The 13,817-nt window shown below is 61.0% G+C and carries 11 protein-coding genes and 1 pseudogene; 9 read left to right on the top strand and 3 right to left on the bottom strand.

The genetic code is table 11. The features are described 5' to 3' along the window. Nucleotides 1-163: 163 nt before the first annotated feature. The gene (locus tag PSH86_RS18700; RefSeq protein WP_305484185.1) at nucleotides 164-1,414 is read right to left on the bottom strand and encodes an MFS transporter; all 1,251 of its coding nucleotides are present in this window, start codon (nucleotides 1,412-1,414) and stop codon (nucleotides 164-166) included. 227 nt (nucleotides 1,415-1,641) lie between these two features. Between PSH86_RS18700 and PSH86_RS18695 the strand changes: the two genes are divergently transcribed. The 3 genes from PSH86_RS18695 (at nucleotide 1,642) to PSH86_RS18685 (ending at nucleotide 4,462) form a co-directional block, all read left to right on the top strand. Beyond that, complete coding sequence (locus PSH86_RS18695; RefSeq protein ID WP_232201529.1) at nucleotides 1,642-2,067, top strand: YciI family protein; 426 nt, start codon at nucleotides 1,642-1,644, stop codon at nucleotides 2,065-2,067. Between the two features lie 23 nt (nucleotides 2,068-2,090). Continuing rightward, complete coding sequence (locus tag PSH86_RS18690; protein ID WP_109753283.1) at nucleotides 2,091-2,498, top strand: VOC family protein; 408 nt, start codon at nucleotides 2,091-2,093, stop codon at nucleotides 2,496-2,498. A gap of 221 nt (nucleotides 2,499-2,719) precedes the next feature. Then, on the top strand, nucleotides 2,720-4,462 hold the full coding sequence (locus PSH86_RS18685) for an OPT family oligopeptide transporter (protein ID WP_305484182.1): 1,743 nt from the start codon (nucleotides 2,720-2,722) through the stop codon (nucleotides 4,460-4,462). A gap of 129 nt (nucleotides 4,463-4,591) precedes the next feature. Here the strand turns inward: PSH86_RS18685 and PSH86_RS18680 are convergent, their stop codons facing one another. After that, nucleotides 4,592-5,749, bottom strand: a complete 1,158-nt coding sequence (locus tag PSH86_RS18680) for a S9 family peptidase (protein WP_305484181.1) — start codon at nucleotides 5,747-5,749, stop codon at nucleotides 4,592-4,594. 433 nt (nucleotides 5,750-6,182) lie between these two features. Between PSH86_RS18680 and PSH86_RS30650 the strand changes: the two are divergent. Then, a pseudogene (locus tag PSH86_RS30650) lies at nucleotides 6,183-7,208 on the top strand (methyl-accepting chemotaxis protein); the annotation flags it as partial. Nucleotides 7,209-7,250: 42 nt separating this feature from the next. Beyond that, the gene (locus tag PSH86_RS30645; protein ID WP_370873821.1) at nucleotides 7,251-8,114 is read left to right on the top strand and encodes a methyl-accepting chemotaxis protein; all 864 of its coding nucleotides are present in this window, start codon (nucleotides 7,251-7,253) and stop codon (nucleotides 8,112-8,114) included. Nucleotides 8,115-8,138: 24 nt separating this feature from the next. Here the strand turns inward: PSH86_RS30645 and PSH86_RS18670 are convergent, their stop codons facing one another. Beyond that, a complete protein-coding gene (locus PSH86_RS18670) occupies nucleotides 8,139-9,050 on the bottom strand; it encodes a LysR family transcriptional regulator (RefSeq protein WP_176687576.1) in 912 nt (303 codons plus the stop codon). Between the two features lie 330 nt (nucleotides 9,051-9,380). On the opposite strand from PSH86_RS18670, the gene PSH86_RS18665 reads away from it, so the two are divergent. From PSH86_RS18665 to PSH86_RS18650, 4 genes are all read left to right on the top strand, one after another. Continuing rightward, the gene (locus PSH86_RS18665; protein WP_176687577.1) at nucleotides 9,381-10,319 is read left to right on the top strand and encodes a VOC family protein; all 939 of its coding nucleotides are present in this window, start codon (nucleotides 9,381-9,383) and stop codon (nucleotides 10,317-10,319) included. Nucleotides 10,320-10,334: 15 nt separating this feature from the next. Continuing rightward, nucleotides 10,335-10,697 (top strand): Rieske 2Fe-2S domain-containing protein, encoded by a 363-nt coding sequence (locus PSH86_RS18660; RefSeq protein WP_176687578.1) that lies wholly within the window; start codon nucleotides 10,335-10,337, stop codon nucleotides 10,695-10,697. A gap of 178 nt (nucleotides 10,698-10,875) precedes the next feature. Next, on the top strand, nucleotides 10,876-12,000 hold the full coding sequence (locus PSH86_RS18655) for an FAD-dependent oxidoreductase (protein WP_232201525.1): 1,125 nt from the start codon (nucleotides 10,876-10,878) through the stop codon (nucleotides 11,998-12,000). A gap of 128 nt (nucleotides 12,001-12,128) precedes the next feature. Beyond that, nucleotides 12,129-13,808 (top strand): DUF1302 domain-containing protein, encoded by a 1,680-nt coding sequence (locus PSH86_RS18650; RefSeq protein ID WP_232201524.1) that lies wholly within the window; start codon nucleotides 12,129-12,131, stop codon nucleotides 13,806-13,808. Nucleotides 13,809-13,817 lie beyond the last annotated feature (9 nt).

The following is a 13,817-nucleotide window of genomic DNA, read 5'->3' as shown; positions in this document are numbered from 1 at the left end:
GGTTGCATCGGATTGATGAACCGGGTCATGGATGGTCTATGTGCGGGCAGCCACGGAAGCCTGAAAAAGAAATCTTCGAGCACTTAAAGTGGTCGGCGAACAGCATCTTGCGAAACCAGGTCGGGTAGTGATCGGGTTGGGCACCGCCCGGCCAGGGAAGAGGTCAGTAAGCGGTTTTCTTGAAGGGACGCGCGGATACACCTCGATAAAACGACAGAATGGCCAGCACCTGTACCACGACCGCGCCTGTCACGACGGCGCCGATGGCGTGATTCTGATCGGTGAAGGCGGAGCGCAGCAGGCCGAAAAGGGCCGGGGCGAAGGCGTAGGTGGCCTGGCTGATCGCGACCATCAGGGCGATCACCCTGGCGGTTTGTTCACGGCTGAACTCGGCCTGGGCAATCAGTGGCGGCAACGATGTGGCATTGCCGATGCCCGAACCGATCAGCGCCACGGCTATCCAGGCCACAGTCGGGTGAAGGTCCAGGCCGAGAAGCATCAGCGTGCCCAGCACCTGGATGGCATAACCGAGGCAGGCCAGTTGTCGGCGGTTCATGCCTTGGATCATCAGGCGTGCGGCGACGTATCGCCCGCCCATCGCACTGGCAGTGGCCAGGCCCATGGCGAATGAGGCGTCATGTGCCCCCATGCGTCCGACCAGGATCGAGTACAGGTGCGCGATCAAGCCGATCTGGGCGAACAGCCCCAGGGACATGCCGGCTGCCAGGCTGCGGAAACGTGCCGACCTGAGCGTCTGCATGGTGCTCCACGGCGTGGCGCTGGCGCTGATCGGCAGGGGTTCGGGCTGGTCTGCATTGTCGGGATGTTGTCCCAGGCTTTGTGGGCTTTTGCTGAAGACCAGGAAGGCGAGGGCGCCTATCAGCAGCACGGCGATGACGCTGATCACCAACGCCGCCATGGCGAAGCCGAAACGCTCGATCAGCAACACCCACAGCGGCGAAAAGATCACGCCACCCAGGCTGGCGCCGTTGTAGGCCTTGCCCAGGGCCTTGGGTCTGTCCTTGACGTACCACGGAGCGATCAGGGTGTTAACGGCGGCGGCACCCAATGTCACCCAGCCGATGCCCGAACAGACGGCGCCGGCATACAGCATCCATAGCTGGTCGGCTTGAGCCCAGATGTTCACGCCGATGCCCAGGACGATGCTGCCCAGCAGGGTAATGGCGGGTATCCCGAAGCGTGCGTAAAGTCGTGGCAGGTTGGCGATGACGATCGTGCCGCTGAGAAAGTGCAAGGTCACGGCAGTCGAGACCTGGGCGATCGGCCAACCCGTGCGCTCCATGACCGCTTGCATATAGATCGGCGGCCCATAGAAGCCGATCCCCCAACCGATCATCGCCAGGATGAACGTGCAGGTCAGTACGGTTTTTCCAAAAAAGCGGGTGTGTGTCATCGCCATCTCCTCCAAGTTGGCTCATAGCCTATGGGCTCGACGGGTTCCTCACTTCGAGGTGCGTCGAACAATGGATGTCGAGTGGGTGATCGTCAGTCCAGCAATCTGGCTCGGAGTCTGTAAAAAAATATTCGCATCGGATTGTCGATTTCGGCCAACGCCATTCGATTAGCCCATAGAGCCGCCACACGGACGGCTTGATCCATCCACTCTCAGGAGATCAGAGCATGCGATTTATGGTGATCGTCAAAGCCAGTCCGGAATCGGAAGCCGGACAGATGCCCAGCGAAGAACTGTTGGCCGCCATGGGCGCCTACAACGAAGAATTGGTCAAGGCCGGGGTGATGCTCGCCGGTGAAGGCCTGCATCCCAGTGCCGAGGGCGTGCGTGTGCAGTTTTCCGGCAAGGACCGGACGGTGGTCGATGGGCCCTTCGCTCAAACCAAGGAGCTGATCGCCGGCTTCTGGATCTTCAAGGTCCAGTCATTGCAGGAGGCCATCGATTGGGTCAAGCGCTGCCCGAACCCGATGGTCAGCGACAGTGAAATCGAGATCCGCCAGATCTTCGAGCTCGAGGAGTTCGGCGAGTCCTTTACGCCGGAATTGCGCGAGCAGGAAGAACGCTTGCGGGCGCAGATGTCCGGTCAATCGTGAAGCCGACTACAGGAGAACCCACCATGAGAATCATTCCCTACCTGACCTTCGACGGTCGTTGCAAAGAGGCCTTTGCGTTGTACCAGAAGGTGCTGGGCGGCGAGCTGTTTTCCATGTCCTTTGCCCAGGCGCCTGAGGAAACCGGCATGCCCAAGGATCCCGACCTGATCCTGCACACCTGCCTGACCGTCGATGCTTTCAGCCTGATGGCCTCTGACTGCCCGCCAGGCCAGCCGTACAGCAAACCGCAAGGCGTGTCGGTTTCCCTCAACGTCGACAGCGTGGAGGAGGCCGAGCGGCTGTTTAAGGGTTTGAGTGTCGGTGGCAGCGTGCACATGCCCTTGGCGAGGACCTTCTGGGCGGAACGCTTTGCCATGTTCGAAGACCGTTTCGGGATCGCCTGGATGGTCAATTACGAGGGCGGGCAATAAGTCGAGCGCTGCCTGGGTCGCGATGCGTCGCGGCGCTCGCGACATTCCTCACCTCATGCCCATCAATTGAGGATCCTGGCGAGCACGTTCGCCAGGGTTTCCCTTCGCCATGTGAACCTTGCGCGAATACTGCGTTCACTTATTAAGTTGCCGCTTTATGTGACCCACAGGGGACCTGTCTGGCTCTGGCGGCTGCTTCCTAGTGCCGATAAGGACTTCGCATGCACCCAACCTCGTCCACATTGCCCTTGAACGCCCCTGTCGAACGCGAACTCAGCTTGCGCGCGGTCAGTACGGGCATTGTCCTGGGTATCCTGCTGACGCCGTCCAATGTCTATGCCGGATTGAAGATTGGTTGGTCGTTCAATATGTCGATCATTGCCTTGCTGGTCGGTTATGGCATCTGGCAAGGCTTGGCGAGTCGATCGGTGGGGCGGCTGCCTTGGACGCTGCACGAAAGCAACATCAACCAGACCGTGGCCTCTGCCGCTGCGTCGATCATTTCCGGTGGGCTGGTCGCGCCAATCCCGGCCTACACCTTGCTGACCGGCCAGCAGCTGGACGCCATTCCCATGGTGGCCTGGGTCTTTTCCGTGAGTTTCCTGGGGATCTGGATTGCCTGGTATCTGCGACCGTCACTGCTCAATGACAAGGCGCTGAAATTTCCCGAGGGTATGGCGACCCTGGAAACCTTGCTGCACATCTACAACCACGGCCACGAAGCCGCGACGCGTTTGAAGGTGTTGCTCAGCGCCGCGCTGCTGTCCGGGGTGGCCAAGGGGGTCGACACCTTCATGTGGGCTATCCCGCGCTGGTCTCCAACTGCCCAACTGGAGCGCCTGACCTTTACCGCTGACCCTTCGCTGCTATTGGTCGGCTTCGGCGCGATCATCGGTATTCGCGTGGGTCTGACCCTGCTGCTCGGCGCGTTGCTGGCATGGGGCGGGTTGGCGCCGTGGCTGCTGGCCCAAGGCCTGGTGCAGTTGCCGCAGGGCAGTAGTGGTCCGCAGTTCGCTGCGCTGGTGGAGTGGCTGCTCTGGCCGGGGGTGAGCCTGATGGTCTGTTCGACCCTGGCCTCATTGGCAATTCGCCTGTGGGCATTGCACCGCTCCACCAAGGCTGGCGGCGGGGCGATCTGGACGATACCCAAGGCCGGGCCTGCCACAGGTTCCTTACTGGCGATCGTCCTGGTGGTGAGTCTGCAAGTGCTGTTGTTCGGCATCAACCCGTGGATGGCGCTGTTGACCATTCCCTTGGCGATCTGCCTGGCGGCGGTGGCCGCCCGGGTGGTCGGCGCCACGGGCATCCCGCCGATCGGAGCCATTGGACAACTGTCCCAGTTGAGCTTCGGCATCGTCGCGCCGGGGCAGGTGCCGATCAACTTGATGAGCGCCAACACCGCCGGCGGTTCGGCCGGGCAATGCACCGACTTGATGAACGATTTCAAGGTAGGCCGGGCGATTGGCGCTACGCCGCGCAAGCAACTGATCGCCCAGACCTTGGGGATTTTTGTCGGTAGCATCGTCGGCGTGTTGGCTTACCTGGCCCTGATCCCGGACCCGCAAGCCATGCTGCTCTCCGAAGAGTGGCCTGCTCCGGCGGTCGCCACTTGGAAGGCCGTGGCGCAAACCCTGACCCTGGGCCTGGATTCATTGTCCGCGAGCATTCGCTGGGCGATTTTCATCGGCGGCCTGGTCGGCTTGTTGTTGGGCGTGCTCGACAGCGTGCTGCCGGCGCATCGGGCCCGGTACCTGCCGAGCACGGCGGCCCTGGGCCTGGCCTTCGTGTTGCCGGCCTCGGTGTCCCTGATGATGGCCCTTGGTGCGGTGCTGACCTGGCTGGTGAGCTGTCGCTGGCCGACCCTCACAGAACGCTTCGCCATCACCGCGGCGGCGGGGTTGATTGCCGGGGAGAGCATTACCGGGGTCGGGGCGTCGTTGTGGCAGATGCTTGGGAATGGGTGAGGGGAGCGATATCGAAGAACGGGTGGGTTTCGTCTGGATGATGGGCGCATTGGCGCCCATCACCCGATCGCCCTGTCACGCTGAAGCGTTCAAATCCTCGTGGCGTGCTGGAGCACGAATTTCACACCCTTATGCCGTACGGCCGCCGAGCACTTCAGCGACCCAGTCGGCGATGTAGTGACCCGCATTGATACTGTTATCGAAGCTCGAATGCTGCACGCCACCCTCGCGTTCGGTGAAAATTTTCAGCTCGCGTCTGGGGCTGTTTACCAACTGTTCGTAGGTACGGTGCGCCCACTTCAGAGGAATCTGTGAATCCTTTTCACCGTGGGTGACGAGGAAGGGCACCTTGATGCGATCCAGTATGCCGTCCAGATGGACATTCTCGGCGATGCTCATGAACTCATCGGTGTCCTTGGCACCCCATACCCAAGACACATGCGACCAGTAATGCGGAACCGGGAAGCTGCCTTCCTTTTCCATGCGACGCTTCTGCACATCACGCCAGTCATGATTGGCACCCCACACGACACCGCAAGCGAAGCGCGGCTCGAAGGCTACCGCGCGCGGGCAGTAGTAGCCGCCGAGCGACACACCTTCCAGGCCAATGCGTTTGGCGTCGACATCGTCGCGGGTTTCTAGCCAATCCACCACGCGGCTGGCCCAATGCTCGCTGTCGAAACGCGCGGTCAGGTTATGCAGGCGCAATGCTTCGCCCGTGCCGGGTTGGTCGATGATCAAAGAAGAAACGCCACGTTTCGCCAGCCAGGCGGGCAGGCCGACGCGGTATTTCATTTCTTTGGTGGAGTCCAGTCCATTGACCTGCACCAGAATCGGCGCTGGGCCGCTGACGCCTTCGGCATGGACCAGCAGACCGGAAATGTGTTTGCCTTCGTAGGGGATTTCAACGCGTTCGCAGTTCTCCCGTGCCAGTTCGATACCACGTTGAAAGGTGTGTAAAAAGCGCTGGTACAGCTCTGTGCGACCAGGGGCTCCATGGGCCTGCAAGCGTTCGCAGCTCAAGTAATAGGTCGCGGCGCGGTTGTATTTTTCACCGGCAGACAACATTCGTCCCTTGCTTTCGTCTTCTTCGGCCAGGCCGCAAAGCTTGTCGGCCATGTTCGCCCAGGTCTCACGGAAGGCCTTGCTGCCGGCGGCATCCGGCTGCTTGGCGGCCTCCTGCAGCGGCGCGCACATTTCTTCGATTTCGCCGATGCGGGCGCCCATTTCGATGGCCAGGTCGACGGAAAGATTCCACACGTAGTTGGTCGGGAAGTAACGGAACATGATTGTTATTGTCCTTGTTGCAAGCAAAGGCAGGCAGCCAGCTCCGGCAAGGATGGTGGCCAGAGCTGGCGGTTCGAAGCAGGCTAAGGGGGAGGGCAATTGTTTGGCCAATCGCGAGTCGGGATGGGAGGTATTGCGAACGGCGATACAGCGTATGTGCGCCAACGACCCAAGGGTTTTCTACTCACAGTTCAAGCAGTCAATCCAGATACCTATCATCGTACTTTGCGATTGCTCATAACGCTGGATGCGATTGGTGTCGTTGAGGTACGACTCACTAGAGTTGACGCTACACCGCGCCATTGGCTGAAGTCCCAGGCGCACACAACAACAAGAACAAGGTATCGGCAAATGAGTGAGTCCAATTCCGTCACAGCGATCAGCCTGGGCGCCACGGGCAGGATGTTTTTCCACTACTGTGGGAGGATTTGACATGCCTGTACTGAGTCGCGTGCTTGGCAATCTGTCGGTGGGCGCCAAGCTGTCGCTGGGTTTTGGCCTGGTGCTGCTGGTCACCCTGGGGGTGGCGGCGACCGCTTTTCGTTCCATGGGGCTGTTGCAACAACGCGGTGAGCAATCGCACCAGGAATCATCGATTCAGGCATTGATGTTACGTGCCCGTATCGACGAGAAGGCGTTCGCCCTGGACCTTGCTCCGCAGCGCCAGGAGCAGGTCCGCGAGACGATCGGGAAGCTGAACCGGCAACTCGATGAGAGACCGGCCAATGGTGCCTCTCACGCCACCGTGCGCATGGCTGCCAGCGCATATCTGGAACAGTTTCTCGGCTATGCCGATTCGTTGCGCCGGGCTCGCGAAGCACGCCTGCGCATGCAGACGCTAGCGCAGACGGCAGGTGACAGTTTTACCCTGCTGTTTCTCGATCAACTGGACGGGCTCAACAGCCGGTTGGGGCAGGGGACGGCGCCGAGCAGCGACCAGATGGTGCGGCTCGAGCAGACCGCCGCATTGCGGGACAAGCTCGCCAAGCTGCGCGACAGTGAGCTGTATTACTCGCTCGATGGTGAGGAGCGTTATCGCAGCGACTGGGAAATGAGCATGAGTGACTTGCTGGCCGCCATGCAGGCGCTCGATCTTGGCGAACAGCAGGGCGAGTCGCTGCAGGACGCGAGCACGGCCTTGGGCGACTACCGCAAGGCCTTCGTCGAGTTTGTCGACAGCCGTCGGCAAAGCGCGCAAAGCAGTGCGGCGATGAATGCGCAAACCGAGCAGGTGAGCAAGCTGCTGGCCGAGGCTGATGAACAGCAAAGACAGGCGGTGCTGGAGGATAATCGCAATGCTGATCGCCAGTTGGGGTTGATCACTTGTCTGGCCCTCGCCTTGGGCATTGGCGCCAGCCTGCTGATCCGCCACTTGATTGTGCAGCCGCTGCGCCAGGCTGTGCAGTGGGTCCAGCGCGTGGCGGCAGGGGACTTGAGTCATCTGCCGTCAGACAGTGGTCGTCGTGACGAATTGGGCCAGTTGTTGGGCTCCGTGGGCAGTATGCTAGGCAGTCTGCGCGGCTTGGTCGGGCGCATCGACCGGGGTGTTGGCTCGCTCAACGGCATGGCCGGCAGCCTGGCCGAAGTGACCCAGAGCAACAGCCGTGGTGTCGAGCACCAACGCCAGGAAACCGAACTGGCCGCCACCGCCATGCAACAGATGGCCGCCACGACGCAGGAGGTCGCCCGCAACGCGGGCGAGGCCAGTGCGGCGGTAGCGCATGCCGACCAACAGGCGCGCGAGGGCGATGAGTTGGTGCGCCAGGCAGGTGGCAAGATCGACCATCTGGCTGCGGAGATGAGTGGTTGTGCTGAAGCTATGCGCTCCCTGCTGGTGGAAAGTGCGGCAATTGGTGGCGTGCTCGATGTCATCAAGGCTGTGGCCGAGCAGACCAATTTGCTGGCGCTCAATGCGGCCATTGAGGCCGCGCGTGCTGGCGAGCATGGTCGTGGATTCGCCGTGGTCGCCGATGAGGTGCGCGGCCTGGCGCGGCGTACACAGCGTTCGACCACAGAAATCGAAGGGCTGATCGTGCGCCTGAGCAATGTCGCTCAACAGGCCGCGGAGCGCTTGCAGGGCAGTCATGTGCTGAGCGACGAAACGGTTGTGCTTGCCGCGCAAGCCTCCCAGGCGTTGGCGCGGATCACCCGAGCGGTGTCCAGCATCGAGCAGATGAACCAGCAGATTGCCGCGGCTGCCGAACAGCAGAGTGTGATGGCCGAGCAAGTCAGCCAGGGTATGACGCGGGTTCGCGAAGTGGCCGAGGGCAGTGCAAAGGAAAGCCTGCAGCTGCAAGCCGCAACGGCCAACTTGCAGCGGGTTGGCGGTGAACTCAAGGCGGCCGTCGGGCACTTTCGTACCTGACCCGCTGTCGAGCCGCAGCGGCAACTACTGCTCCAGTTCGTTGATGATTTGACTGATCTTCGCCCGCAGCCAACGGTGCATCGGATCCCCCTCCATGGTCCGGTGCCAAAGCATGAACTCGCGCATCACTGGGATCTTCACCGGTGGTTGCACGATGCGCAACGGCAAGTAGTTGGCGTAGAGCCTGGCCATGCGCTGGAGCATTGTGGCGACGCGTTGGGTGCCGACGATAAGCTGCGGCAAGGTGTTGAAGTCGTGGGTCACCACTTCCATGCGCCGTGTGAAACCGTACTGGCTCATCAGCCATTCTTCGACGCTCAACTGGCGGTTGCGGCCAAAAATCACCGAGACATGGCCCATCTCGATGTACTGATCGAGGGTGATGCTGTCGCCCACTTGGGTGTTGCCGTCCCACACAACGCAAACATGCTCTTCTTCGAACAGTAATTGGGATGGATGACCTTCGATGAGATAGCGCTCAGGCACGATCATCATGTCGGCCTCGCCGCGCATCAGCATCTCTGTGGACGTGTCGCCAGGGCCCAGCAGTTCGAAAGTGATGTGCGGGGCTTCCAGGGAGATCTTCTGGATCACCCGGGCAAACAGAACGCTGATCAGATAGTCCGAAGTGATCAGGCGAAAATGGCGCTTGCTGGTGGCGGGGTCAAACACCGGTTTGGCGGTAATAGAGGACTGGATAGTCAGCAGCACCTGGCGTACGGGCGCCGCCAGTTCGCGGGCGTAGGGCGTGGGCTGCATCTTGCGCCCGACCTGCGCCAGCAGTTCATCTTCGAAGTAGAGGCGCAGCCTGCCCAGCACGCCGCTGGTGGCGGATTGGGTCATGTGCAGGCGTTCGGCGGCGCGTGTGATGTTCTGCTCTTCCAGTAACACATCCAGCGCCACCAGGAGGTTGAGATCCAGGTGGTTAAAACGCATGGCGGTCTCGATTCTTGTATTTATTTTGTAAATACCTTCCGACCTTCCTATCGCGCCGTCAAGCCCCCTGACGAGATGCGTCGACCGACGTCTTTGCGTTTTTTCACGGCGTTTGGCGCTGCGCAGCCAGGTATCGCATTTGCCGATAGGTCGCATCCTGACAAGCGATTAGTCAGTACGTTTTCGCCACTTCAGTATCGGCCCACAGTCGGTTGGCCGTGATGCTTTATCGACTCCACAACCAGCATCAGCAGCGCACTGCCTGGCACCGCACCCCTTAAGTGGAGTGTCCGGCCCTTGTGCTGAATAATTTTAAATGGAGTGGTAACAATGAACATCATTGGCCTTGATGCCTTGATTTTTGGCGTCGATGACATTCAAGCCTGTACTCATTGCCTGCGTGACTACGGCCTGCAACCTGTCGATGTCGACAGCGAGGGCGGTCGTTTTGAAGCCCTCGACGGCACTGCCGTGATTATCCGTCGTGCTGACGATGCCCGTCTGCCGGCGGCTATCGGGCCAGCTCCCTCGATTCGTGAAACCATTTATGGCGTGGCCAGCGTGGCTGATCTCGAGGCCATCGCCGACGAGTTGGGGCGCGATCGCCTGGTGACCCGTGGCGCCGATGGTTCGGTGCACAGTGTGGACGATATGGGGTTTGCCATTGGTTTCCAGGTCAGTATACGGCGCCCTTACAGCGCGCCGGCTGACCTGACCAATGCACCGGGTCATGCCCCCCAGCGTCCGGTCAACCAACCGGGCATCAACCCCGATATGCAGGCCCTGCCACGCACTCTTTCCCACGTGGTGTATTTCGTGCCGGATGCGGCCAAGGCCGAGGCCTTTTACAAGCGCCTGGGCTTCATGACCACCGACACCTTCGTTGGCGCCGGCCCGTTCATGCGTCCAGCCGGTTCCGATGACCACCATTGCCTGTTCATGATCCAGACGCCACCGCACATGAAGGGTTGCGAGCATTTCACCTTTCACATGGGCAGCGGCACGGAAGTGCTGCTGGCCGGGCGCCGTTTCGAACAGCAGGGCTGGACCAGTTTCTGGGGCCCGGGCCGTCACCTCTTCGGCTCCAACTGGTTCTGGTACTTCAACAGCCCGTTGGGCTGCCACATCGAATACGACGCCGACATGGACAAGCACGATGATGCCTGGCAAGCGCGCCAGGCGCCGTTGTCGGCGGACAACTCGCAATTGTTCCTGTTCACGTCCCGGGAAAAATGGTTCCCCAGCGGCCCGCCGCCCAAGCAGGCCTGAGTGCGGATTTCGTCCATGAGCCACGACGCCATTGCGCTATGTCGCCTGGATGAACTGGTCGAAGGGCAGGCCCGCGGGTTCGATCCCCTGGGTTCGGGGAAGGACAGTGTGTTTGCCCTGCGCCATGGTGGCGAGGTGCGGGTCTATCGCAACAGTTGCCCACACCTGGAGGTGCGCCTGGAGTACCGCAAGGACCGTTTTCTCAGTGTCGATGGCAGCCAGATCGTCTGTTACGCCCACGGCGCCCGGTTCCTTCCGGACAGTGGCCTGTGCGTCTACGGGCCGTGTCTGGGCGAGCGCCTGACGGCTTTGAAATGGCAGGCGCAGGCCGATTGGCTGGTGCTGGAAGCGGATCAGTTGGAGGCGTGTGGACCTTAGTCAACGTATCGCGGTTGCTGATACATCGTATCCCTACATGCGATTAGTCAAACGCCTGCTTTGCCGAGAAAGTGGACACAACGCGCTAGCGAATGCGTGCAGAAACAGCCGGTAGTGAAGTCTCGGACCGCTCCGGCAGAACGCTTGCGTGAATAACAAGAATAAGAGTGAGACAAGCATGAAAGCAGTGAAAAAAGTGCTTATCGTCGGTGGTGGTATCGGTGGACTGTGCGCTGCAATCGCTTTGCGTCGCCAGGATATCGACGTCGATCTGGTCGAGCTCAAGACGCAGTGGACGGTCTACGGCGTCGGCATCATCCAGCAGAGCAATGTCGTGCGTGAGATGGCCAAGTTGGGTGTGTTGGACGGCTACCTGGATGCGGCCTACGCGTTCGAGGATGTGACCATCAATACCATGGCCGGTGAGCAACTGGCGCGAATTCCCGGTCAGCGCCTGGCTGGCCCCGAGTATCCGGCCAACGTCGGCATCTCGCGCCTGGCCCTGCATCAAGTCCTCAGCGAAACCACCATTGCCCTGGGTGCCTCTATTCGCCTGGGCCTGAGCGTGCAAACCCTGGAGCAGGTGGGCGAGGGCGTTGATGTGCTGTTTACCGATGGCAGTCGCGGTTGTTACGACCTGGTCGTGGGCGCCGATGGCCTGTACTCGCAAATACGCGGTTTGCTGTTCGGCGAGCAGTACCGACCGCGTTTCACCGGCCAGTCGGTGTGGCGCTACAACTTTCCACGCGCCGCTGGAATCGATCACCTGGCTACCTTCCAAGGCCCCGCCGGCAATGCCGGGCTGGTGCCACTGGGGCGCGATCAGATGTACATGTTCGTCACCTCCCATGAGCCTGCCAACCCGAGGATGGATGCCGCCACGCTGGCGACTCAGATGCGCCAGCGCCTGAGCGGTTTTACCGGGCTGATCGGTGAATTGCGCGAGCAGATTCGCGACAGCGACCGGGTGGTCTACAAGCCGCTGGAGGTGGTGTTCGTCCGCGAGCCCTGGTACCGCGGTCGTGTCGTGCTGATTGGCGACGCGGTGCACGCCACGACGCCGCACCTGGGCCAGGGCGCCGGCATGGCCATTGAAGATGCCGTCGTGCTCGGCGAAGAGCTGGTCGCCGGCGGCAGCGTCGAACAGCAGCTCGAACGCTTCATGGCGCGCCGTTATGAACGCTGCAAATTCATCAGCGAAAGCTCGGTGCTGGCCGGTGACAAGGAAATGGCCCACGACAGCCGCTTTGACCGGATCGGCCTGGTCAGGCGAATGCTCGAGGTCACCGCAGAGCCCATCTGAGGCGCCGGCAAGACTGAATTCGCTCTCCCATGGATGTTTCATGCCTGTGCAGGCTTGGCCCGGTTGGACTGCGGGCGCCGTTTCACCAGAAGAGCTGACATACAACAACAATAAAGAGGGTTACTTCGATGGCTACTCGCAAGATCGCTGCGTCGCGGCGCGTCCCCTTCACCCTGACCCTCGCGGCCAGCCTGGGGCTCGGCGCTTCGGCTGCCCAGGCCTTTCAGATCGATACCGGCAATCCTGATCTCAGCTTGCGCTGGGACAACACGCTCAAGTACAGCGCGGCCTGGCGCCTTAAGGACCCCAGCAGCAAACTCAGCGAGGGCCAGACGGCGCTGAACCAGAATGACGGCGATCACAACTTCGGAAAGGGGCTGATCTCCAATCGCCTGGATATTCTTTCGGAACTGGATATCGGCTATCACGACTTCGGCGCGCGCGTGAGCGGTGCCGCCTGGTACGACACCGTTTACCAGGACCGCAACGACAACAACGACGCAGCCAGTGCCAATCAGCGTTCGGTGGGCTTCGACGAGTTCACCAGTGACACGCGTCATCTGCATGGTGGCGATGGCGAACTGCTGGATGCCTTTGTCTACTGGAACGGCTCCCTGGCCGACCGTGCCTTATCGGTTCGCGCGGGGCGCCACGGCCTTATCTGGGGCGAGAGCCTGTTCTTCGGTGGCAACGGCATCGCCGGTGCTATGGCGCCGGTGGACGTGGTCAAGGCGCAATCGGTGCCCAACACTCAGTTCAAGGAAATCACCCGGCCGGTCAACCAGCTCTCGACCGCCTACCAACTGACCGACAGTGTGTCATTGGGCGCCTTCTACCAACTGGAGTGGGAGGCCACCCGCTTGCCGGGCGCCGGCAGCTATTTCTCCACCAGCGATACCATCGGCGAGGGCAATGAAAGGTTGATCACGGGCGGGCCGTTCCCGGATTTCCTGGGTGGTAATGCCAACAGCCCGGCTGCGTTTTTCCATGGCAAGGACAAGAAAGCCAGGAGTTCCGGCCAGGGCGGCCTGCAACTCAAGTACAACACCGGGACGACGGATTACGGCCTGTACGCGCTGCAGTATCACGAGAAAACGCCCACGTTGTATTTGAAACCGAATGCCACCGGGCCGAACTTCAGTACCGGACAAGTCGGCGAATATTCCTGGGTCTACCCGGAAGACATCCGTGTCCTGGGCGTCAGTTTCGCGACCTCCGTGGACGAGTACAGCTTTGCCGGCGAGGCATCGATGCGTTGGAACATGCCACTGGTGTCCAACGCTCAGACCGTCCTGCCGGGCGTCGATGCGGACAACAACGACGATGCCCTATACGCCGTTGGCCGTACGGCCCATGTGAACCTTAACGTCCTGGCATCGCTGGGCCCTTCCTTTGTTTCCAATGAAGCCAGCCTGACAGGGGAAGTGGCCTGGAACCGCCTGCTGGCCGTGACCAAAAACCGCGCAGCCCTGGACCCCAACGCCACCGATGACGCCCTGGGCCTGAAACTGGTTTACACGCCCACCTATCGCCAGTTCTTCCCTGGCATCGATATCAGCGTGCCGCTGGGCATCAGCTATTTCCCCATGGGCAAGTCGGCTGTGATCAGTGGGTTTGGCCCGGATAGAGGAGGGGACATGAACATCGGTGTCTCCGCCACCTACCTGGATCAAGTGACCGTGGGGCTGACCTACACCCACTTCTACGGGCCCGAGGACACCAGCCTCAACGCCGCCAACCAGTTCAATTACAAGCAGTCGCTGAAGGACCGGGACTACCTGGCCTTCTCGGTCAAGACCACGTTCTAAGAGGATTCG

Source organism: Pseudomonas sp. FP2300, assembly GCF_030687595.1.
Lineage (GTDB): Bacteria > Pseudomonadota > Gammaproteobacteria > Pseudomonadales > Pseudomonadaceae > Aquipseudomonas > Aquipseudomonas bijieensis.
This window is presented reverse-complemented; position numbering and strand designations above follow the sequence as displayed.

What these genes read in the sequence shown, in the direction of transcription:
- PSH86_RS18700 (WP_305484185.1), bottom strand. Translation starts at nt 1,414, where the DNA reads ATGACACACACCCGCTTTTTTGGAAAAACCGTACTGACCTGCACGTTC.
- PSH86_RS18695 (WP_232201529.1), top strand. Translation starts at nt 1,642, where the DNA reads ATGCGATTTATGGTGATCGTCAAAGCCAGTCCGGAATCGGAAGCCGGA.
- PSH86_RS18690 (WP_109753283.1), top strand. Translation starts at nt 2,091, where the DNA reads ATGAGAATCATTCCCTACCTGACCTTCGACGGTCGTTGCAAAGAGGCC.
- PSH86_RS18685 (WP_305484182.1), top strand. Translation starts at nt 2,720, where the DNA reads ATGCACCCAACCTCGTCCACATTGCCCTTGAACGCCCCTGTCGAACGC.
- PSH86_RS18680 (WP_305484181.1), bottom strand. Translation starts at nt 5,749, where the DNA reads ATGTTCCGTTACTTCCCGACCAACTACGTGTGGAATCTTTCCGTCGAC.
- PSH86_RS30645 (WP_370873821.1), top strand. Translation starts at nt 7,251, where the DNA reads ATGCTAGGCAGTCTGCGCGGCTTGGTCGGGCGCATCGACCGGGGTGTT.
- PSH86_RS18670 (WP_176687576.1), bottom strand. Translation starts at nt 9,050, where the DNA reads ATGCGTTTTAACCACCTGGATCTCAACCTCCTGGTGGCGCTGGATGTG.
- PSH86_RS18665 (WP_176687577.1), top strand. Translation starts at nt 9,381, where the DNA reads ATGAACATCATTGGCCTTGATGCCTTGATTTTTGGCGTCGATGACATT.
- PSH86_RS18660 (WP_176687578.1), top strand. Translation starts at nt 10,335, where the DNA reads ATGAGCCACGACGCCATTGCGCTATGTCGCCTGGATGAACTGGTCGAA.
- PSH86_RS18655 (WP_232201525.1), top strand. Translation starts at nt 10,876, where the DNA reads ATGAAAGCAGTGAAAAAAGTGCTTATCGTCGGTGGTGGTATCGGTGGA.
- PSH86_RS18650 (WP_232201524.1), top strand. Translation starts at nt 12,129, where the DNA reads ATGGCTACTCGCAAGATCGCTGCGTCGCGGCGCGTCCCCTTCACCCTG.